The following is a 22,081-nucleotide window of genomic DNA, read 5'->3' as shown; positions in this document are numbered from 1 at the left end:
AAGACTGTGACAAAAATATTGTCACAGTCCCTTATTCTGAATAAATGGTGTTCTAGAGACAGCCTATTAGCCATAAGGCACGATTTTGTAAAAATATGAGAAGCTATTTTTCAAAAATCACTTCTTATCGCTCCTGCGGTTACTCGTCGCAATTTCTTTGTTAGAGTTCTCATCATCGCTCAAGGCTGAATGTCTCTTTCACAACCTCATTTTTGCGTAAGATCAATTTATTCGAAAAATTCTCCGTATACATCTTCTACACGTTGGTCTGGGTTGATCACGATGTACAAGTTACCTGTTTTTTCGCTGATTTTTGTAGATTGGTATTGATTGTCTAATCCTTCTGTTCCTTTATCTAGATATGGGAAGTATACAAGATCAGGTGTTCCATTGCGGTAAAGGATTTCCATTCGTTCGATATCTTCGTATTTCAATGCACGATTAAACATGCCCATTTCCAGTCCACCTAAGTTGATATCATGTGTCGCAACTGCGTCCCCCTCATGGAAAATTTCGATTTTAAATCCGGCACATGGATGGATTTCAACAAATTCACTGCCGTTGATCCGTCCAAAACTTGTTGTGATTTGTTTGATCCAAAGATCGCCGATGTGACGGCGGTTAATCGTCCATGTTTCTCCATTTCTAAAATAAAATTTTAGCGCTGTCATTTCTTTACTCATTAAAAAGACTCCTTTATGATGTAATTTATTCTTGTACTTCCTCAGTTTAGCACAAATTTATGTAAGTGGTCACATTTTATGTTTTTTCTTCTAATGACGTATCTGCCCAGTTTAAGTAGCTAGCCAAGCTGAGCAGATACAGTCTAGCGTTTTTTAAATCAATTTTTCTTTCGATAAAAAATCCAAAACCTGTTTTTTATCATTTTCTATTCTTTGTTCTACGACAGCTTTTTCAGCTGATTGCAAAGCTTCACTAACCCACTTACCAGGTTTTTTTCCACTTTCTTCCAGCAAGATTTTACCATCTACAGCTAATTCGCTTAATGACTTGATAGGTAAACGATCATAGGATTCTTCTACGACATCCATCTGTGGTGTTTCATCAAAATAAGTCATTAATTCTTCTACTTGCAATGCATGCTTTTTGCCTAAGAAGTATAATTCGAACGGTTCTAAAACTCCAGTTTTTCGTTGACGCAGTCCTTGAACAAGTGCTTGGACATCCTTGATCATTTGATTGGAACACTTCCACGATTTCAAAAAGGAGCGAATTTCATTTTCTTTTAGATCCAGTTGACTGATTAATAATGTCCATGCTTGACTCTCTTCTTTCAATGGAACGGAAGGTAATTCAGCAAAACGTAAAAGTGCTTCACCTTCTTCTCTCAAACCAGGGCAGCAAATATAACATTCTGTTTTAATGAATGCATGGATTCCTGCAGACCGTTCATTTCCCAAAAGCATCTTGATGAATTCCACATTTATACGTTCTACAGATATTTTGCCTAATAGCTCGTGGTTTTCTTTGATGGCGTAGAAGGTTTCTTCCTCTAATTTGAATCCTAATTGACTGACAAAACGCAACCCACGCATCATTCGCAAGGCATCTTCATGGAACCGCTCATGAGGATTGCCTACAGCTCGCAAGATTTGTTCTTCTAAATCTTGCAGACCATCGAACAAATCGATGATTTCGCCGTCTTCTTTCAAAGCAAAGGCATTGATTGTAAAATCTCTTCGTTTTAAGTCTTCTTCCAACGAACGAACGAATTCTACATGATCTGGTCTGCGGTAGTCTTGATAAGTTGATTCCGTCCGAAATGTAGTGATTTCATATTGTTCATCGTTTTCTAATACCAATACAGTCCCGTGTTCAATCCCGATATCTATCGTTTTTGGAAAAAGCTGTTTGATTTCTTCTGGAAATGCGCTTGTTGCGATATCCACATCATGGATCGGCTGGTTCAGCAAGATATCACGAACACTTCCACCTACAAAATAAGCTTCATATCCTGCATTTTCTAATTTTTTCAGAACTGGAATTGCCTTTTGGTATTCCAGAGGTAATTGTTTTAATTTCATTTTTCCAACCTTTCCTGCGTGTTTCTTGTACTGAGATAAGTACTCAGTTGCATGATGCCTGATTGATAAGTCCGTTTTAGTAGCTTCAAAGCACAAACCACTTTTTTTTTACTTGTCCTTACGTTCAAAGCGGTTATGGTCTCTTTGATTGAATTTTTCCATATTTTTTTCAAAAACATCAGTTAAGTCGATATTCAATGAATTAGCCATGATCATCGTAACGAATAAAACATCTCCAAGTTCTTCTGCTACCGAGTTATCTGGTTCCGAAGCTTTTTTGCTTTTTTCTCCATAAGTGTGGTTGACTTCTCTGGCCAATTCACCTACTTCTTCCGTTAATCGAGCCAGTTGAGCTAATGGAGAGAAATACCCGACCTTGAATTGTTGGATATATTCATCTACTTCCTGCTGCATACTGTATAAAGAACGTTTTTCATCCATCTTTTTCCCTCCAAAACTATCTTACCAAAACTTTAACGCAAATCCTAGATAAGAGCAATTGAGAAAAACGAATTTCCGTGCTACATTTAGGAAGGAATTTCTAAATGGAGATTCTTTGAAAATACATAATTGAAAGCTGGGATTCATATGGCTACACGGAAAACAGTAAAAGAAGTACTTTTTATTATTATAGGAACGAGTATTTACGCATTTGGACTTGTTTATTTGAACATCGCTAATCACTTAGCAGAAGGGGGCGTCTCAGGGATCACCTTGATCTTGAGAGCTTTATTCGGAATTGATCCAGCTTATACGACTTTATTAATTAATATCCCGTTGATTTTACTAGGGGGAAAGATCCTCGGAAAACGTTCTTTAGCCTATACTGTTCTAGGTACACTCTCTTTGTCATTCTTTTTATGGATCTGGCAACGGGTTCCGCTAGAAATTAATTTACAGCATGATCTACTGATCGTTTCTCTACTTGCGGGTTTGGTTGCAGGGGTAGGAAGCGGGATCGTCTATCGGATGGGTGGAACAACAGGCGGAAGCGATATTATCGCTCGGATTTTAGAACAAAATTACGGCATCTCCATGGGACGTTCCCTATTGGCATTCGATATCATCGTCTTGCTTGCTTCCTTAACCTATATCGACTTGAAACGCATGATGTATACGTTGATCGTTTCGTATGTTTTCAGTCGTGTGATTGATTCGATCTTAGATGGCGGATATTCTGCAAAAGGTCTACTTGTCGTCTCCAACAAAAGTGAAGAGATTGCACCGCTACTGATGACCGGTCTGCAAAGAGGTGTGACTTTCCTTTCTGGAGAAGGCGCATTCTCTGGTAATTCAAAAAAAATCATCTATATGGTCGTTAGCTCTAGTGAATTAACTGAAGCTAAGAGGATCGTCCACGAGATTGACGAAAAAGCTTTCCTTTCAATCATCAATGTGCATGAAGTGGAAGGGCAAGGCTTTACTTATTTGAAGCCACAGACAAGATTACTGAAAAAACTATAAGAAAAAAGACAAAGATTGGCTATGAGGAAAGATTCCACATCCAGCTGACCTTTGTCTTTTTTAGTACTATACTGTTTTTAACTAATTGTTATGTTCACTTACCCGGTTACTTTTCTTTTGTGTCTGCAAAAGGATCTTTCGGTTAACTTCATCAGATAATTTCAAAAAAGCATCCCTATCTCCATCTTCTAGCGCTTGATCGATTTGAGCATAAAGCATATTTAGTTTTGCTGCTTCTTCTTTTTCTTGAAAATATCGCTCGATCAATTCAGTATCTTCTTCACTAACAGAAGCATCCCAAGAAGAAAATGGATTATCTTCTAAGATCGATAGATATTCTCTTGTCTGCCAAGCATTCTCAAATAGACATTCCACATATAAGGGTTTCTTCCAATTCAATCGGATCTCATGAAAAATCTGATCTGTATCCGTAAATTCTTTTCCCTGCAAAAACAATTTCATTGGTTCCCCTTCAACAGATAGATCACTGATTTGCAGACCTCGATCCGCAAAATTTGCCCCTTCTACAAAGTGGACATTACTTAAAATCGCTTCATGATTGGCAAGATAATTCAAGATCCAAAAAACTTCTCTTCGGCTAAAAGATACATGATTGACCATCCACGTTAAAAAATTCTTCTTTTCCCGTACATCAATTAGCATTTTTCTCACCTCTCTGTTAGATCATCTAATAATGACAGTGCCTCCATATCTCCTGGTTCAAGTTTTAAATAATGAGTCAATAATTCTTGCGCTCTTTTTAGCTGTCCTTCTTCTCTTAAGAAAAAGGCATATTCTTTCAAGAAATCTGGTTCATGAGATAGTTCATGATAAGCTTGTTCATAGTGTACAGCTGCAACGGTGAAGTCTTCTAATTCATTATAAGCATGCGCTAGATTCCATTCCGCATACGGATTAGCAGTTTCTTCCATCTGATTGATCACTTGTATCACATCTTCATATCTTTCATCATCCAAGTAAAGATTGCTTAAAGTAAGTAATGTTTCATCTTGTTTATCTCCTACTTCTAAAGCTTTCAGCAAGAGTTCCTCTGCTCGCTGTTTGTCGTGCAGACGAAAAGCATTTTCAGAGGCTAGATGATAAAGTTCAACTTGGTAAGGATTTTCTTTGATTCCTTCTTCTAACACTGTTTGCGCTTCTTCAACCATTTCTTCTTCTTGAAGAGCTTGTCCTAGATATAGATATAATGATTGATAATGTGGATTAACTTCTCGAAGCTCTTCCAAATAGTTGATTGCTTGCTGATTTTCTTTTAATTGGAGATTCGTAAAAGCTAGCTGAAACAGTCGATCATCTGTCTTTTCTTCTTTCAATGCTTCTTCTAAAGGTGCGATAGCTGCTTCAAATTCACCTTGCATGCTTAAGGATTGCCCTAAACGTTCTTGCATCGAGATTCCTGACATCTCGTTTATTCCACTTGCCAACAATGTTTCATAAATTACTGCTGCCTCTTTGAAACGATCGACTGAAAAATACAATTCAGCTAGTGCAAACTGGATCAATGGTTCATCCGGTAGCAACCCTGCCGCTTCTTTCAATTTTGCTTCACTTACTTCAGGAATCCCGATGACTTGGTACAAATCAGCTATCGCCAATAAGCTTTGCGGATAGTAATCACTTTCCTTATCCACTTTTTCCAAGTATTCAAAAGCTAGGTCAATCTCATTGTCTTCGATTGCAATTTCTGCTAGCGGGATGTTTAGTCCGTCATTTTCTGGGTATTGGTTGATCAATTGTTCAAAAATCTGCTTTGCCTCGATCAAAAAGCCAATAGCTAGCAATTCTTCCCCTAGTTCAGCTAATATATCTGCTGGATCTTCCTTTAATGCTTTTTCTAAAAAGAGTTGTGCTTGTGCCAGATCTTCATCTGATAAAGCTTGCAACATTTTTTCGCTATTTGTATTCATTTCAATTCCCTCTTATCTCGCTGACGATTTGTTGAAATACCGTCATTGTTCTCAACAATTCTTTTTCGTTTGGTCGTTGGTATCCGTCTATTATACCTATTTTTTCTAAAACAAGTATTTTTTTGCTTTTTTCTGCCAAGAAAAGGACTTTTTCCAAATACTCCATCTTTGAAATCTGTTCCAACCATTGGATAGGATAGCCAAGCAAGTCTAGCCATACAAAAAAATTTTTTAGTTGGAAATCAAACGGATAGGCTTGGAGATTCCACACGAAATGAAACATCATCCCTAAGAATTTTTTCATACTAGCAGAAAGCAAGTGTCCATTTTCAGTCAGATAAAAAGCTTGTTCAAATAGTTTACCATAATTCGACAGATTTTCTGCCTCTAATTGATAAAAATAAATCATTTCTTCGATCATCCCGGCAAATGGCCGGGTCGTTAATTGCTTTTTATTTGGATAGTTTTTATACAAATTTTGTAAAAAACGGTGATCACAAATCATTCCGCAACAGATAAAAGTCAAAAAGTCAATCTGTTTTCCGTCCACTTGCCGCTCGCTGATCGTTTGATCATAAACGATGCGTTCTGGCATGTTGATGGTTTGTAGCACGACACGATTCGGTAGCTGCAAAATCGTTCGCTGTGGAGTTAATGCTCGGCTCAGCGAACGGATCGAGACAGGAATCAGCCAAAGTGATGAATCAAGGATTGTATGTTTTTGAAAAAAACCTGCCAGATCCATGATCCCTTCATTTCCAAATCCGATAACAAACATGGATTGATTTTCGGGATAGCGTTTGGTGAAATCAAGCAAGTTCTTCAATTCTGTTAAATGATTGCATTGAGTATTGGCACAAATGTACCAGTCATTATTTGCCTGATTTGCAAATAATGGGTTGATCTTATCTGCAAACAAATCATAATAACGCTGATTTGTTAAAAACAAGATGGGTTGATCGATCGAAAGTGCTCTTAGTTGACTGACAAGCGTTTCTCCGTAGAACACTTTTGTCAATGCTTCTTCTACTTGATAATCAAGTTCCATGCGCATCCCTCCTCTTCTTATTTTTATTTTACCATTAGTAAGCAAAATCTAGAAAAGATAAGGGCAAAGTCCACCTCTTAACTTGGAAATAAATAAAAATTAAATAAAATACATGTGTTTTTTATGTATGACATACGGATTCGAAATTTTTGTCTCTTAATTGACTTTTTCTGCTAGGAAATAAAAAGAAAAGCACTTGTAGCCTTAGAGCCACAAGCGCTTTTTTACTGTCTTATTTAACAGCGTCTTTTAATGCTTTACCTGGTTTGAATGCAGGTACTTTGCTAGCTGGAATTTCGATTTCTTCACCAGTTTGTGGGTTGCGACCTTTGCGAGCTGCGCGTTCGCGAACTTCAAAGTTACCAAAACCGATTAATTGAACTTTTTCGCCGTTAGCTAAAGCATCTTGAATAGTTGAAAATACAGCATCTACTGCTGCAGTTGCATCTTTTTTAGTTAAATCAGTAGCTGAAGCAACTTTTTCGATTAATTCTGCTTTGTTTGCCATGGATAGATTCACCTCCTCCACAAGAGATATGATAGAAATATCATTTAGTTAAAACTTTCTGAGTGGTCCAGAAGTTTAAAAAGAAATATTGATTAACTTCAATATTCTGTTATCACGATATCATATGAACCGCTTAATAGCAAGGTTTTTACCAATTTTCATATGCTTTTTTTAGTCATAGAAACGTAACAAACAAAACTATCTTTTTCTTTTGAAAAAAAAACGTTGATATGGTAAAATGCCTATTTTCTTCTACGAGGGATGATTCGAATGGATGTCCCTTCAAAAGTAAATGCTTTTCTGATTTGATTTTCTAAGAAACGCTCATAAGAAAAGTGCATCAATTCCTCTTCATTGACAAAAACAACAAATGTAGGCGGTTTGACAGCGACTTGTGTAGCATAAAAGATCTTCAGCCGTTTTCCTTTATCTGTCGGTGTTGGATTGATGGCTACAGCATCCATAATGATATCATTCAAAACAGCAGAAGAGATACGAAGATTCTGGTTCATACTTACTTGTTCGATCATTTCAGGAAGACGTTCCAACCGTTGTTTAGTCACTGCAGAAACAAAGACGATCGGTGCGTAATCTAAATATCGGAATTCATCACGGATCTCTTGTTCGAAATCACGCATCGTATTGGTTTCTTTCTTCACAAGATCCCATTTATTCACAACGATAATGACACCACGACCAGCTTCATGAGCGTAACCCGCTACTCGCTTGTCTTGTTCTCGAATCCCTTCTTCCGCGTTCAGTACCATCAAAACGATGTCAGAACGGTCGATCGCACGCATCGCACGCATCACGCTGTATTTCTCAGTATTTTCATATACTTTTCCGCGTTTACGCATGCCGGCTGTATCGATCATCAAGAATTTCTGTCCACTTTCAGAAACAAAGTGAGTATCGATTGCATCCCTTGTCGTTCCTTCAATATCCGAAACAATCACCCGTTCTTCTCCTAAAATCGCGTTGATCAAAGAAGATTTACCAACATTTGGGCGACCAATCAAACTAAACTTGATCGTGTCGTCATCCTCTTCTTCAGTCTCTTCAGAGAAATACTTCACTGCTTCATCTAAAATATCGCCAATTCCTAGTCCGTGGCTTCCTGAAACAGGATAAGGATCGCCTAGTCCTAAAGAATAAAATTCATAGATATCATTTCTCATTTCCGGATTATCTACTTTATTGACTGCTAAAATCACTGGTTTATTACTTCTGTATAAAATTTTCGCAACCATCTCATCTGCGTCTGTCACGCCTTCGCGTCCGCTGACGACACAGATGATCACATCTGCTTCTTCAATCGCGATTTCTGCTTGATGTTTGATCTGATCCATAAAAGGTTCATCGCCAAGATCAATTCCGCCTGTGTCGATCACGCTAAATTCTCGACCTAACCATTCGCCTTTTGCATAAATACGATCACGAGTTACTCCAGGAGTATCTTCGACAATCGAGATACGCTCACCAGCGATGCGGTTAAAAATCGTAGACTTACCGACGTTCGGGCGGCCAACGATTGCAATTGTTGGATTTGCCATATTATTTCCTCCTCACAAGTTTCCAATCTCACTTAGTTTAACGAATGCAATGCCAACTTTCAAGCATAGATTGTCAATTAAACGAAGTATTTTTATTCCTTAATGAAATACTAACCGCTTTTCAAAAGAAAAACTGAGACAAAAGCAGCTGCTTTCATCTCAGTCACAGATACAAAATCAATTATTTTTCAGAATCATCGGTTGCTTTTTCTTCTACTTCTTCTTTCAACGCATCCCCTAAAATGTCTCCCATAGTGAATCCAGTATTTTCTTCTGGTAATTCATAAGACTCCACATTTTTTGGTTCTTCTTCTGAAGCTGGTTTTTCTTCTAAAGCTTTGATGCTCAATGCAATACGATGTTCTTCTGGATGGATCTCCAATACTTTCACTTTCACTTCGTCGCCTTCATGAAGTACTTCGTGAGGTGTGGCGATATGTTTATGTGAGATTTGAGAGATGTGGACTAGCCCTTCTACTCCAGGGAATACTTCAACAAAGGCACCGAAACTTGTCAGACGTTTAACAGTTCCGTCCAATACTGCTCCAACTGGGGCTTTTGTATCGATTTCTGACCAAGGTCCAGGCTGTGTATCTTTGATTGACAAGGAAACACGTTCTTGTTCAGGGTTGATAGACAACACTTTAACGTTTACTTCGTCATTAACAGCTAACACATCACTTGGTTTTGCTACATGACTATGAGAAATCTCTGAGACATGGACTAGACCGTCAATTCCGCCTAGGTCGACAAATGCCCCGAAATCAGTAAGACGTGCGACACGTCCGCTAAGAACATCGCCCTCATGAATCGTTGAAAGGATTTCTTTTTTCTTTTCTTCTCTTTCATTTTCAACTACCGCTTTGTGCGATAAGATCAAACGATTTTCTGATGGTTCGATTTCAATGATTTTAAAACTCAATGTTTTGCCTTTATAATCTGAAAAGTCCGCAACAAAATGATCTTCCACCATTGATGCAGGGACAAAACCACGCACACCGACGTCAACGACTAAACCGCCTTTGACAACATTTGTAACAGGTGCTTCAATTACCTTACCGTCTTGGAAATCTCTTTCGATGTCTTCCCAAACTTTTTTAGCATCTAAACGGCGTTTTGAAAGAAGATAGCTGCCGTTTTCTTTATCTTTGCCGATCGTACTGATAACAACTAAGTCTAATACATCGCCGACTTTCACTACTTCGTTGATATCTTCTACTGGTAAAGTTGATAATTCTTTTGCCGGAACGACGCCTTCAACTCCGGCCCCTTCGATTCCGATAATTACTTGTTTGTCTTCGATAACCAAAACTTCGCCCTTAACAACATCGCCAACTTTTACTTCTTGGACGCTTTTCATTGCGTCTTCCATTGACTGGTTGTTCTCTTGATTTTGATCAAATTCTGTCATAACACTTGTCCTCCTAACCAACATTCTGCCGTAAGTACGGTACTGTTTTTAGTTTAATTGATTATTCAAAAAAAATAAAGCGATTTCGTTCGTTTTCCTTGAAAAAACAATTGTTTTTCAGTTTTTTTCTTCATTTAAAAAAGAAGATATCCCTTTTCCAAAACGACGGCTTTTATCGCTGCAACGACTTCTGGAATGGATTTGCCGGTAGTATCAATACGAACAGCGTCCTCTGCTTGCTGCAGCGGAGAAACTTCCCTTGTTGAATCATAATGGTCTCTTGCCTGTATCTCTTTTGTTAATGTTTCAAGATCAGTTGGGATACCCTTTTCTTGGTTCTCTTTGAATCGTCTTTCTGCACGCTCACTTACGCTTGCTACTAAAAAGATTTTTACTTCTGCATTCGGCAATACAGCTGTCCCAATGTCTCTTCCGTCCATCACAACGCCACCGCGTTCGCCTATTTTCCGTTGGATAGCAACTAGTTCTTCTCTTACTTTCCCATGAGCAGAGACTTCTGAAACAGCTTTTGTGACATCTGGCTGACGGATTTCTAGTGTGACGTCTTTTGATGCTGTGAATACATGCTGCCCATCTTCTTGTTGTGAAAAAGAGATAGGATACTTTTTGATCAGTGAAACTAGTCCTTCCTCATCTGAAAAAGATACATTATTCGTAATAGCTAGATAAGTTACTGCGCGATACATGGCACCGGTATCCGTATAAATATAATTTAATTCTTTTGCTAAGATTTTGGCAACGGTGCTTTTTCCAGATGAAGCAGGTCCGTCGATTGCAATACTGATTTGTGTCATGATATAACTCCTTTTTCTCAAAAAAAAAGCCGCAAAGCGCGACTATTATTATTTAATTCTTAGTTCTTGACCAGGGTAAAGCATAAAGTTGTTTGGATCTAAGCCATTCAATTCAAACAATTGGTCAATGGTGATTCCTGCACGCTCAGCCACTTGTTTTGGACCTTCGCCTGCTTGAACAGTCGTTGTCGTACCGGCTACAGCTGAGGAAGAAGGTGTTGTTTCTGCTGCATTGCTGCTTGAATCCCCTGCTTGATAAGTTGTGTCACTTGAGGAAGAAGGTGTTGTCTCTGCTGCAATACTGCTTTCTGACGTTACCCCTGTATCTTGAGAAACAGTAGATTCTTCCGCCATTGTACTAGATTCTACTGTTGAAGTCTCAGTTGACTCCTCTTTTGTTGTACTTGTGGAACTTTCTACTACTGATGTCGAAGTTTCAGAAGAAGATGCTGCTGTTGCATTGTTGCTTGATCCGTTTCTGATCCAGAAATAAGCACCTGCTGGAATAGCGATACATAAGACTAGTAAAATCAAAAATAGCGAAAGAAATAATGTATTTCCTTTCTTTTGTTGTCTCTGAGAACTTCTTGATGAAACCTCATCATCTGTATCATAGATTGGTTGTTCCCATGGTTCTTGTGTTTCGTTATTTTCTGTAGATTGATGTCTATCTTTTCTGCTCACTGTTTTACCTCCTAAACTCTATCGTGTGTATTATACCATAGGAAAAAGTGTCTTGTCCTAAAAAATCAATGTTCCATGTTTTTTTTAAATAAATTTAGTAAAATCGATTCCCAATGAAGCGGTTCAGTCTTAGAAAAAGCCTTTTTCTTTGGTAGAAGTTCTACTTTTGCGCCATCAATATCACAACAATTCTGCGGCTTTTCGGAAAGTTCTTCACCAAAATAGGCCAAGATGAATTTTCTGCGGCAGTCTTCTTCATGGATATAACGAAGCATCTGCTGTAGGCGGAATTCTTTTTCTTTTTCCTGGCGTTTGAGCCGTTCCACCCAATTTTCTGGTTTTTCAGACTGTTGGATCAACTCCATCCATTTTTTTTGCAGCTCATCAAATGGCGCTTGCTCTGCTGCATATTCCAAATAAAGCTCAAAACTTTGTCGCTGTTCTCTAGAAAGTTGATTAAAGAAATAATGAATACGTTCATCTCCACTTTGATATAAAAGGATTGCTGCACTTTCTTCTTGATCTCTGCCTGCTCGACCGATTTCTTGTACATAGTTTTCCAGACTGTCTGGCAAATCGTAATGGATCACATAACGAATATCAGATTTATCGATCCCCATACCAAATGCGTTCGTAGCAATGAGAAACTGCAGCTGATTTTTTTCAAACTGTTGCTGAAGCTGTCTTCTTTGAGCTGTGTCAAGGCCACCGTGATAATATCCAACTGAAAAGCGCTCCCTGAATAAATGATACAAGCGTTCGACTTCTTTTTTTGTTGCACAATAAATAATTGCCGCACCTTGTGCTCTTTCCATGAATTGTTCAAGTTCTTGTTCTTTTTGCTGCGTCTTTCGAACAAAAAGCGAGATGTTTTGTCGATTGACTGATTGTCTAACCTCTTTTGGCTGTCGATCAAATAGCACCTGACGTATATCTTTCGCTACCAAATCTGTCGCTGTCGCCGTTAGAGCCAATGTGACTGGGTTTCCCAAATGCTCGCGGATTTTTCCTAACTGTTGATATTCTGGCCGAAAATCAACCCCCCATTGTGATACACAATGAGCCTCATCCACTACATATAGCGCTATATCCTGTTTTTTCAGCTGCTCTAATAGAGAAGGGTTAGTCAACATTTCCGGACTCAAAAATAAAAATTTATATTGCGACAGATGACGGAGAACATATCCTCTTTCAGCTCGCGAAAGCAAGCTATTGAAAGCAGCTACTCGTTTTTCCCCTCGTTTTTGCAGTTGTGTTACTTGATCTTCCATGAGAGAAAGTAGCGGTGACACGATGAGGACCATCCCATCCATTAAATACCCTGTTAATTGATAGCATAGGCTTTTCCCCGTTCCTGTAGGCAAAATAGCGAGAGTATCTTCTCCATCAAGCAACGCCTGAATAATTTCTTCTTGGCCGGGTCGAAATGAATCGAATCCAAAATATTTTTTTAATTCATTTATTAACATTCTGTATCGCTTCCTTTCTCAATAGATAGATTTGATACAAACGAAATTCTCCATAATCTAATTGTCCATCTACATTCCATTCGCTGAAGCGCCACTCGCGCACGGAATCCTTATTTGGTTCCAACCGTTCGACCGTTTCTTGAGAGAGAATCCGCTCGTATGGAAAATCATCAAAAAACAAGGCCCACTCAATAAGATGATCTGTTACCGTCCCTTTTTTTAAATGACGGATTGCCATAATCTGGTCAATTGTCTGACCATTCATAAACATCTGCTTGGTGATCATCATGCTTTGATTGAAATTTTGCTGTAATAACGGATCAATCAACACATACCATAGCGAATCTGGCCGTTCTTCTATTTGTGCGAGCAAAAGATGGATACATCTGCTTTGTTGTAAATAAACAGCTGACTCATCATTGGTTTTTGCTAGCTGATATGGCAGAAGGCCTGTTCGATCATTTCCAGAGAATTGGTTAGCTAAAAAATCGGCTGCTCCTTCTGGTATCTCCGAAAACAGCTGCGCTAAACTTTCATACGCGCTATCAATCAAAATTCCACGTGACAATCTGCTTCCACTAAGCCATTTTTTCAGTTGAAAAGTATAAAAAGGACTTGTCTCTGCTGGAAGATAATTTTGGTTCCCAGATGCCAGATTAGAAATCACTTGAACAGCAAATTTGATGAGCCGCCAACTAGTTTCCCCAGTTCGTCCATATCGGTCAAAACGCAAACCAGTATATTCTGTGTGAAGTTCAGACAACCTATCTGCTCCTGCAGACGTTAGTTTTGCTTCATTTTCATTTATTTCGATCCAGCCTTGCTGTGCAAGTTTTTGCATAATCTGAGAAAACTTGTCCTGTTTCAATTCTGGAAAACTGTTATGAGCAAATAAAAGTTCGTGAGTAAATCCGAAAATAAGTACTGAAGTCGTTCGCTTTCCCACAAGGAGCTGGTAAAGAGAGCTGACTCGCAGCTTGTTTCTTGATGAAAATAGCGATAAAATAAAAACAATCATATTATTCTCCTTAAGTTAGGATGGTTAGAAATGTCACTACTATGTAAACTTGTACCTGAACGCTGTATTGCATGCGGTCTTTGCCAAATCGAAGCGCCGGATATTTTCGATTATGATGAAGAAGGAATCGTTTTATTTGCCCAAGAACCAGAGGCTCATCAACAGTTCGTCATGCCGGAAGAAGAAGCGTATGTAAGAAAAGCGTATCAAAAATGTCCAGTTCGGGCGATTTTATTAGAAAACAAAATTTAAGTCAAACTAAGCTTTAAAAATGAACACTAGATTTTCTAAACTTGAAAATAAGCCGGGATCTGTTTCTCCCATTCCGTGAAATCCCGACTTATTTTGAAAGTTATATTTATTATCTATTTATTTGACTTGTTTTTTCATAGACCCTATAGGACCCATTTCGGTTATTTCAACTTTTTCAGCCAGTTTTCCAATGTATTGACAATCACAGTTTGCTGATCTGCGTTAGAAATTTCTGCTTCTCCATCTCCTTTTTGCTCACCATAGCTACCAAAGCCTCCGTGGTTCCCGCCGTTGATTGATACATACTCTGTTCTTTCTGGTAAGTACTGCTTGGCTTCTTCATAAGCTTTCTGATTCAATACCTTATCTTTAGTTGCTGTAATGGATAAAACTGGGACAGCTGATTCTTTCAATGTTCCTTTTTTATCGGGATAGCTTGCCATGAAGAATACCCCTTTTAAATGACTGTCTGAATGATTCTTATTCGCATATCGACTTGCCATGACACCGCCTAAAGAGTGACCACCGATCACATAATCGGAATCCGGAAAATCTTCTTTGATCTTATCCGCTTTGTTTCCACCTATCACTGCTAGATCAAGAGGCATTTTGACAATAGCAACTGAGTAGCCGTTTTTTGCTAAATCTTGCGCCCAAATACTATAACTTTCTGGGTCTATGAGAGCACCAGGATAAAAAATAAGTAATGGAGACTTTGCCTGGTTCTTTTTCTCTCCTTCAAAAAACAAATAATCTTCTTTGTTTCTTCCTTCTTTTACCACCTTTTGTGCTTCTGACGATGGTTCGTACGTATTTTGCTGTATATAGTAATAACCGCCTCCGCCAAGTAATCCTAAAATAATGACTAAGCCAATTAGTATTCGTCTAAATATTTTCAATTTCTCCCACCTTTTCTATCTGAGTTTATACCTTCTTCTCAATCAAGTATGATTATACCTTAAAAAAAATAAGAGAAAAATGCAAACTTTCCAGCACCAAATAAAAAAGACGGAATATCCATTTGAATATCCGCCTTTTTATATGATTATTTTTTATTTAGCGCACAAACGATACACTGCTTCTGCATAAATTTCCATTGCTTTATACATACTGCTTAATTCCCATCGTTCATTTGCCTGATGCATGAAGTCAGGAGTATCAGGGAACATCGCACCGAATGCCACACACTGGTTCATCGTACGGGCAAAGGTAGCGCCACCTGATACAAATGGTTCAGTCATGTCTCCAGTAATCTCGCGATATGTCCCCAATAGGTTTTTCACTAACTCACTATCCAATGGCACGTATAATGAATCTAGGAAGTCAAACTCTTCATAAGACAACTCATATTTTTCTGCTGTTTTCGTTAATTTAGCTACTAAATCCTCTTTTTTGAATGTCACAGGAATTCTCATATCTACACCGATTTTTGTTTGTTCTGGTGTGATTTCCAAACTTGCAAAGTTCATCGTTAGCTCACCAGATTGTTCATCTTCTGTCTTGCCCACGACTGCTTCACCAGTTGCATTTTCTTGAACTAATTTTCCTAAGAAATTGATTGGGCCAAAATCGAATACTTCTGAAAGAGCGATTGCCAGACGAGAAATAGCATTCACTCCTTGTGCGGCATCTTTCGCGTGGATACTTTTACCAAGAACGACGATTCCTTCGCCTTGTTCTTCGAAATCGAATCCGTGTTTTTTCAATGCTTCTTTTACTTCAGAAATCTTTTCACCAGAATAAGGAGCTGCATCAGGAACAACATTCAGCGCCCCGCCAGCTTTTACAGAAAAATCGTTCGTTCCAGGGCCTGTCAAGTAAGCTTGTAATAAGCCTTTTTCCGCATAAATTAAAGGGAATTCAGCGTCTGGCGCAAATCCTTGCGTAATGCCTTCTTCTTTTTCGTTATATTTTTCTAAACAACGCCACAAATTTTCTTCATCTGTACCAAAGATAAAACGAATACGTGTTTTGAATTCCACGCCAGCGTCCATCAAAGCTTTTACAGCATACATTGCCGCAATGGAAGGACCTTTGTCATCCTGGGAGCCACGACCAACTAACCAGCCATCTTTTACGGTTGGATCGAATGGTTTCGTTTCCCAATTGTTTTCGTCGCCTGCCGGAACAACATCCATATGACACAAGATACCGAATAATTCATCTCCTGAGCCAATCTCTGAATAACCGTAATAGCCTTCTGGATCTTTAAATGTTCTAAATCCTAGCTTTTCACTGATTTCCAATACTTTGTCTAAAGCTTCAATCACTTTTTTACCGAAGGGGTGTCCTTTCCCTGAATCTGCTTCATCTAGTACGGAAGGGATACGGATCAATTCGCTCAATGATTCTAATGCTTGTTCATGATGTTGTTCTGTCACAAATTGTTTCATGATTTTAACCTCCTAATATGTTAAAAAGGGTTATGTCAAATGCCTCCGACACAACCTCTTCTTCTCTAATAATGACGTTTTAAGCCTGCTCCATCAGCAAGCAGAATGTTCTTAACAAATGATGAAAGAAAAAACACTCACTGAATGGAGCAATCGACTTATCCACGTGCTTATCGATAGCCGTATATCGGTTTCTTCACTCTTATGATAGACCTTGTACCTGTATTTGTCTAGGTTTAGAACATTGCTGCTACACCTAGGATCACACAGATGGCTACAAATAATATCGCAATTAATTTACCAGTAAATTTCCACCATACTGAAACATCGAAACGAGCAATCGCTACAGCACCCATTACGATAGCTGATGTTGGTGTAATCAAGTTTACTAAGCCAGACGCAGATTGATAAGCAGTGATAACTAAATCCTTCCCTACACCGGCAAATTCACCCATAGGTCCCATGATTCCCATTGTTGCAGCAGCTAAGCCAGAAGTTGAAGGAATCAAGAATGACATAGGAATATAGAAAATAAATGTAATGATGATGAATACACTTGAAGATAATGAACTTAATCCTTGTTCGCCCCAGTGTAAGATAGTGTCTGTAATCAACCCGTTGTTCATAACTACTTGGATACCACGAGCAACAGCTACTACGATAGCTACACCAATCAAGTCAGAAGCACCAGCTAAAAATTCAGAGACGAATTCAGATTCTTTCATACCATACGTGATTGCTACGACGATTGACATGACTAAGAACAACATAGTAATTTCTGGGAAGTACCAGTCACCTAGTGGAAGCATGCTTTTACCTAAAACAGTACCTAGTACTGGAAGATTTGTTAACCAGTTTGTCAACGATTCAAAAATTGTGAAATTCGCATTCAAGGTTGTCCAAGGAATCAAACTGATGATCATGATACCAAAAGTAATGAAGAACAATACATTTACATGTTTTTGTTTTTTCGTGATTACTTCTTGGCGACCGATTGCTTCGATATCGAAATGTTTCATATCTTCTTTACGTTGATTGTATACTAATGATTTTGTTGGATCTTTTTCGATTTTTGATGCATAGCGATACACATATACAATAGAAATAGCTAACAAAATAACGAACATCAAGAATCGAAGACCAATACCTTCACCCATCGAAATCCCAACAGCTTGTGAAGCTACGCCTGTTGCGAAAGGATTGACCGTTGAAGCTAAACAACCTACTTGAGACCCTACTAATACGATGGCTACTGCTACCACTGTATCAAAGCCTACTGCCATCATAACTGGGATCAGTAAAGCATAGAACGGAATCGTTTCTTCTGCCATTCCATAAGTAGATCCGCCTAATGCAAATAACAGCATCAATACTGGAATAAGCATTTTTTCTTTTCCTTTGAATTTCTTCACAACTGAAGCAATTCCGGCATCTAGTGCACCTGTTTTGTTGATAATACCTAAAAATCCACCAACAACTAAAATGAAGAAAGAGATTGGGATTGCAGCAGGTGTTTCTTTAGTTAGCTCCCCCGCTGGTACACCTAGCATCCCATTGATTGGCGCCATGAAAATATCCCACAGCCCTTGAGGATTTTGTTGTACTCGTTCATATGATCCAGCGACAATGTTGCCTGCATCGTCTACACTATAGTGCCCAGCTGGTATAAACCAAGTAAGTACAGCGATTACTGCAATAATAATGAATAAGACCGTATACGCTGAAGGCATTTGAAATTTTTTCTTCTTTGTTTGTTCCATCTTCTTCTTCCTTTCTTTTCCGTTAGAGACATCATTTTGGCTCTAATGTTATTTTATCAAAAAGAGTACCAGAACAAAAATAATAACACGCATTTTATAAAACTTTTGTTCAAAAAGTTCGTTTTTTCCTATTTCCTCCCCCTTCTCTTAGGTTTTTAAAGCTTTCTTCATTTTTATTGTAGCGTTTCCTTTTTTATATAAACAAACATTTCCGTCTTTTAAAAGGAGAAGGATTTCACATTTCAAAAGAACCAATTGATTTTTATGCATAAATAAAAAAAATACTCAAAACAGACAAATAAAACGTTTACAATATTGCATGTATTGTATTTTTTTCCAAAAAAAAAGATCAAGAATTTCTTGATCTTTTTGACATTTATTTAACTGCTGTATGACGTTGTTCCAACTGATGTTGTTTTCGACTTAACCATGGAAGAAGTTGCGCATGTAGCACTAAAAAGACAGCACTCACGATGAATCCTTTGATTAAGTTGAAAGGAACAATCCCAATCAATACATAATTTGCTAAAGACATCCCCAACATCTGTGTCGCGTTCAGTCCTAAAAACATTAAGTAAAGAGGCGTAATAACGAAATAATTCGCGATACTCATGAAAATAGTCAGAGCAATCGTTCCTGTAATCACACCTAAAAATTTATTTCTTCCTTTATGCTGTTTCTTTACACTAAAGAAGTAATAAATCGGAAAGGTAAAGATCGTTGTTGATAAGAAACTAGCTGTGTCTCCCACTAGGTTATCTGGAGAAAAACCTGTAGTCAGCAGATGTAATACTGAACGCAAGAACGCTGTTGCTACTCCGGCCGCTGGACCGAATAAGAACATACTGATCAATACCGGGATATCACTAAAATCAATCTTCAAAAAACTAAAAGCCGGCATGATCGGAAAAGCAAAATACTGTAAAACTAATGCGATCGCAGCAAACATCGCTACTGCAACCATTTTCTGTACACGGGTGTTCTTCATTTGAAATCCTCCTGTTAGGACTCCTCTTCAGCGAACTTTTTGACGTTTCTCTCCAAATGAAAAAACTCTATTTTCCAGGGAAAATAGAGTTAGAGTTATTTGATCAAGTGTGCGTCAAATAAGCCCTATCTTCTTTATCCAGACTGTACTGTCGGTATCGGAATTTCACCGATTCAGCTATTTTTTGCAAAATAGGTCGTGGACTATAACCACCGGTCGGGAATTTCACCCTGCCCCTGAAGACGAACCTTATATAAATTTTGTTTACATATTCATTATACATATCTCTTCAAAAAACGCAACATTTAACACTTATAAAAAGTAAGTGTTTATTTTGAATGGTTCAATAAGCTGCTGACTTCTTTTTTGTTCAATTCACGATAATCCCCAGGGCGTAGACCTTGTAATGTCAAATCACCGTATTTTTCACGTTTTAACTTTTGCACAGGGAGCCCAACTGCTTGAAGCATATTTTTCACTTGATGATTCCGTCCTTCGTGGATCGTCAATTCCACGATACTGTGATTTGTCTTAGGATCCACTGATAAAATTTGGAACTTAGCTGGAGACGTTTTTCGTCCTTCGATCTTTATTCCTTTTGCCAAAGGTGCAAGCATTGATTTTGTCGCAATCCCTTTTACTTTTGCGACATAAACTTTATCCACTTCATGTTTTGGATGTGTCAGGCGCTGGGCAAAATCTCCATCATTTGTCAGCAGTAAGATACCCGAAGTATCGTAATCCAGTCGACCTACGGGGTAAATTCGTTCTTTTACCATCGGCAGAAGGTCCGTAACGACTTTTCTTCCTTTGTCATCTGCTACAGCAGAAATGACTCCTTTAGGTTTGTATAATAAATAATAACCGTATTCTTCTTGATAAATTGGCACTTCATCCACTTCCACAGTGTCATGTTTTCCAACTTTTATCCCTAATTCTCTTACAACTTGTCCGTTTACTTTTACACGTCCTGCAAGGATAAATTCTTCTGCTTTTCGACGAGAAGTAATGCCAGCGTGGGCAATTACTTTTTGTAATCTCTTCATTTACAATTGTTCTCCTTTATTCATTCCATCAAAGAATAGATCTGGTGACACATCTTCTTCAAGTGAAATTTCCATTTCTTGTGTATCAGGCAGTTCCTCTAATGATTTCAGCCCAAAATAATCCAAGAAGTAACCAGTTGTTCCATATAATATCGGTCGACCTGGTCCTTCTACTCTGCCTTTTTCTTCAATCAGTTTATGAGCAGCCAGACGCTGTACCGCTCCTGAAACCTGAACGCCTCGAATCTGCTCGATCTCAGCTCGTGTGATTGGTTGTTTATAGGCAATGATTGCTAAAGTCTCGACAGCGGCTTGAGATAACGTGTTCGATGTTCCTTGCGCATATCGCTTGAGCAATGGCGCTAGCTCTTTTTTAGTCGTTAATACATAATGGCTTTCCGTTTCAAAAATATGCAAAGCTGAGTGCGGGTTTTGAGCGTAAGAGTCTCTTAATTCTTTCACTAAATTTGCGACTTCTGCTTCACTGAGATTCAACAGTCCGCTTAATTCTTCATTACTGATTCCTTCCTCGCCAACAATAAAAAGAAGGGCTTCAAGTTCACTTAATTTCGTCATGTTCGGTATCTCCTACTGCTGGATAAAGCATAATTGATTCATAGTTTTCTTTTTGTTGCGCAATAATCTGTCCTTTTTTCATCAACTCTAGCAAAGCCATAAAAGTAGTGACAACTTCACTTTTGGAAGGCGACTCAAAAAAAGAGTTGAAGGTACAGCCATGCGTATTTCTTTTTATACGCTCTTCGATAAAGATCATTCGTTCTTCGATCGTTGTATCATCCGGCGTGATCGTTTTTTCCACTTTTTGAGAAAATTTCTTACGTTCCAAAATTTTCTGCATGGCACGGATCAGATCGATTTTTTTGACTTGTCCTCGCTTCAACGGCTTTTCAACATCCGCCAATCCATCGATGTTCATAGGGTCTTTTGTGTAATAAAGACTTCGTTCCTCTGCTTTTTCTGTTAATTTTTCAGCCGCATACTTATACTTACGGTATTCTAAAAGCTGAGTGACCAATTCTTCTCGAGGATCTTCTTCCCATAGTTCTTCATCATCTGTAACAAACTCTTGGATAGGGAGCAACGTCTTACTTTTGATTGCCATCAATGTAGCAGCCATCACTAGGTATTCTCCTGCAACAGCTAGCTCTAGTGTTTTCATTGTATGGATATAATTCATATATTGCTCTGTGATCGTAGCAATTGGTATATCATATATATCGATTTCCATTTGCTGAATCAGATGAAGCAGCAGATCGAGAGGTCCCTCGAATACATCTAATTTAATATTGATCTCCGTCAACTCATTCACTCTTTCTTCTTTTTCTTTGCTAGCCACTTTCCAATATAAGGCTCTGTGATTTCAGTTGCACGGATGGAGACATCCGGATACTTTTCTTGTAATTCATCTAACATTTGGAAGCCCATATTCTCACCACGATAAGATGGATTCAAAGAAATGTCATGGATGATCAGCTGATCGTTCGTTGCCCAATAAACACCAATGATTCCTTGAATGTTGGTCGAACCTTCTGGCGTAAAGAAAAAAAGTTCATAATCATCTTCAGATTCGTACGTATCTATCTCCTTCAACAAAGAAGACTTACCTGTCAGCTTCTTATGGAAACTCAACAGTCCCATAGCAATTTTACGGTTTTCTTTTCGGTAATGTGTTAACATC

General features: G+C 38.4%; 23 protein-coding genes and 1 riboswitch. Of the genes, 2 read left to right on the top strand and 21 right to left on the bottom strand.

Annotated elements, in window-relative coordinates; all coding sequences use genetic code 11:
- Positions 1-227 precede the first annotated feature (227 nt).
- From AB3I27_RS11580 to AB3I27_RS11570, 3 genes are all read right to left on the bottom strand, one after another.
- The gene (locus tag AB3I27_RS11580; protein WP_002290187.1) at positions 228-683 is read right to left on the bottom strand and encodes a hypothetical protein; all 456 of its coding nucleotides are present in this window, start codon (positions 681-683) and stop codon (positions 228-230) included.
- Positions 684-836: 153 nt separating this feature from the next.
- Entirely contained in the window at positions 837-2,045 is a 1,209-nt protein-coding gene (locus tag AB3I27_RS11575; RefSeq protein WP_002344136.1) for a CCA tRNA nucleotidyltransferase, read from the bottom strand.
- A gap of 108 nt (positions 2,046-2,153) precedes the next feature.
- On the bottom strand, positions 2,154-2,486 hold the full coding sequence (locus AB3I27_RS11570) for a nucleotide pyrophosphohydrolase (protein WP_086310993.1): 333 nt from the start codon (positions 2,484-2,486) through the stop codon (positions 2,154-2,156).
- Positions 2,487-2,633: 147 nt separating this feature from the next.
- Between AB3I27_RS11570 and AB3I27_RS11565 the strand changes: the two genes are divergently transcribed.
- Positions 2,634-3,509, top strand: a complete 876-nt coding sequence (locus AB3I27_RS11565; RefSeq protein WP_002309586.1) for a YitT family protein — start codon at positions 2,634-2,636, stop codon at positions 3,507-3,509.
- An 81-nt stretch (positions 3,510-3,590) separates the two neighbouring features.
- On the opposite strand, the gene AB3I27_RS11560 is transcribed toward AB3I27_RS11565, so the two are convergent.
- The 10 genes from AB3I27_RS11560 to AB3I27_RS11515 all read right to left on the bottom strand — a co-directional run bounded on the left by AB3I27_RS11560 (position 3,591) and on the right by AB3I27_RS11515 (position 13,943).
- Positions 3,591-4,172 carry a ReoY family proteolytic degradation factor gene (locus tag AB3I27_RS11560; RefSeq protein WP_002309587.1) on the bottom strand — a complete coding sequence of 194 codons (582 nt, stop codon included), beginning with the start codon at positions 4,170-4,172 and terminating at the stop codon, positions 3,591-3,593.
- Positions 4,173-4,177: 5 nt separating this feature from the next.
- A complete protein-coding gene (locus AB3I27_RS11555) occupies positions 4,178-5,437 on the bottom strand; it encodes a tetratricopeptide repeat protein (RefSeq protein ID WP_002290180.1) in 1,260 nt (419 codons plus the stop codon).
- A gap of 1 nt (position 5,438) precedes the next feature.
- A complete protein-coding gene (locus tag AB3I27_RS11550) occupies positions 5,439-6,485 on the bottom strand; it encodes a hypothetical protein (RefSeq protein WP_002309590.1) in 1,047 nt (348 codons plus the stop codon).
- Between the two features lie 232 nt (positions 6,486-6,717).
- Positions 6,718-6,993 (bottom strand): HU family DNA-binding protein, encoded by a 276-nt coding sequence (locus AB3I27_RS11545; protein WP_002290178.1) that lies wholly within the window; start codon positions 6,991-6,993, stop codon positions 6,718-6,720.
- Positions 6,994-7,235: 242 nt separating this feature from the next.
- Positions 7,236-8,546, bottom strand: a complete 1,311-nt coding sequence (gene der / locus AB3I27_RS11540) for a ribosome biogenesis GTPase Der (protein ID WP_002290177.1) — start codon at positions 8,544-8,546, stop codon at positions 7,236-7,238.
- Positions 8,547-8,727: 181 nt separating this feature from the next.
- Positions 8,728-9,957: a 30S ribosomal protein S1 gene (rpsA, locus tag AB3I27_RS11535; protein ID WP_002320679.1), complete on the bottom strand. Its 1,230-nt coding sequence runs from the start codon at positions 9,955-9,957 to the stop codon at positions 8,728-8,730.
- A gap of 134 nt (positions 9,958-10,091) precedes the next feature.
- A complete protein-coding gene (cmk, locus tag AB3I27_RS11530) occupies positions 10,092-10,772 on the bottom strand; it encodes a (d)CMP kinase (RefSeq protein ID WP_002309595.1) in 681 nt (226 codons plus the stop codon).
- A 48-nt stretch (positions 10,773-10,820) separates the two neighbouring features.
- A complete protein-coding gene (locus AB3I27_RS11525) occupies positions 10,821-11,456 on the bottom strand; it encodes an SAG1386/EF1546 family surface-associated protein (RefSeq protein WP_002309596.1) in 636 nt (211 codons plus the stop codon).
- A gap of 65 nt (positions 11,457-11,521) precedes the next feature.
- A complete protein-coding gene (locus tag AB3I27_RS11520; RefSeq protein WP_104760012.1) occupies positions 11,522-12,925 on the bottom strand; it encodes an ATP-dependent DNA helicase RecQ in 1,404 nt (467 codons plus the stop codon).
- The gene (locus AB3I27_RS11515; RefSeq protein WP_002309598.1) at positions 12,912-13,943 is read right to left on the bottom strand and encodes a helix-turn-helix domain-containing protein; all 1,032 of its coding nucleotides are present in this window, start codon (positions 13,941-13,943) and stop codon (positions 12,912-12,914) included. Before AB3I27_RS11515 ends, AB3I27_RS11520 begins: the two co-directional genes overlap by 14 nt.
- A gap of 30 nt (positions 13,944-13,973) precedes the next feature.
- Here AB3I27_RS11515 and AB3I27_RS11510 point away from each other — a divergent pair, with 30 nt between their 5' ends.
- Positions 13,974-14,195 (top strand): ferredoxin, encoded by a 222-nt coding sequence (locus AB3I27_RS11510; protein WP_002309599.1) that lies wholly within the window; start codon positions 13,974-13,976, stop codon positions 14,193-14,195.
- A gap of 161 nt (positions 14,196-14,356) precedes the next feature.
- On the opposite strand, the gene AB3I27_RS11505 is transcribed toward AB3I27_RS11510, so the two are convergent.
- The 8 genes from AB3I27_RS11505 to AB3I27_RS11470 form a co-directional block, all read right to left on the bottom strand.
- Positions 14,357-15,094 carry an alpha/beta hydrolase gene (locus tag AB3I27_RS11505; protein ID WP_002334997.1) on the bottom strand — a complete coding sequence of 246 codons (738 nt, stop codon included), beginning with the start codon at positions 15,092-15,094 and terminating at the stop codon, positions 14,357-14,359.
- 153 nt (positions 15,095-15,247) lie between these two features.
- Positions 15,248-16,588: a M20 family metallopeptidase gene (locus AB3I27_RS11500; RefSeq protein WP_002309602.1), complete on the bottom strand. Its 1,341-nt coding sequence runs from the start codon at positions 16,586-16,588 to the stop codon at positions 15,248-15,250.
- Positions 16,589-16,824: 236 nt separating this feature from the next.
- Positions 16,825-18,348 carry a YfcC family protein gene (locus tag AB3I27_RS11495; RefSeq protein ID WP_002290168.1) on the bottom strand — a complete coding sequence of 508 codons (1,524 nt, stop codon included), beginning with the start codon at positions 18,346-18,348 and terminating at the stop codon, positions 16,825-16,827.
- A gap of 376 nt (positions 18,349-18,724) precedes the next feature.
- Positions 18,725-19,336 (bottom strand): ECF transporter S component, encoded by a 612-nt coding sequence (locus AB3I27_RS11490; protein WP_002309605.1) that lies wholly within the window; start codon positions 19,334-19,336, stop codon positions 18,725-18,727.
- 123 nt (positions 19,337-19,459) lie between these two features.
- Positions 19,460-19,584, bottom strand: a riboswitch (FMN riboswitch).
- An 81-nt stretch (positions 19,585-19,665) separates the two neighbouring features.
- Positions 19,666-20,382, bottom strand: coding sequence for a pseudouridine synthase (locus tag AB3I27_RS11485; RefSeq protein ID WP_104760013.1), 717 nt, complete (start codon positions 20,380-20,382; stop codon positions 19,666-19,668).
- A complete protein-coding gene (scpB, locus tag AB3I27_RS11480) occupies positions 20,383-20,958 on the bottom strand; it encodes an SMC-Scp complex subunit ScpB (RefSeq protein WP_002309607.1) in 576 nt (191 codons plus the stop codon).
- Positions 20,942-21,712, bottom strand: a complete 771-nt coding sequence (locus tag AB3I27_RS11475) for a segregation/condensation protein A (protein WP_002316162.1) — start codon at positions 21,710-21,712, stop codon at positions 20,942-20,944. The genes scpB and AB3I27_RS11475 overlap by 17 nt, the downstream gene beginning before the upstream one ends.
- Positions 21,709-22,080: a GNAT family N-acetyltransferase gene (locus AB3I27_RS11470; RefSeq protein WP_002290158.1), complete on the bottom strand. Its 372-nt coding sequence runs from the start codon at positions 22,078-22,080 to the stop codon at positions 21,709-21,711. The genes AB3I27_RS11475 and AB3I27_RS11470 overlap by 4 nt, the downstream gene beginning before the upstream one ends.
- Position 22,081: the final 1 nt, after the last annotated feature.

Source organism: Enterococcus sp. C46 (assembly GCF_040887565.1).
Taxonomy (GTDB): Bacteria; Bacillota; Bacilli; order Lactobacillales; family Enterococcaceae; genus Enterococcus_B; species Enterococcus_B lactis.
This window is presented reverse-complemented; position numbering and strand designations above follow the sequence as displayed.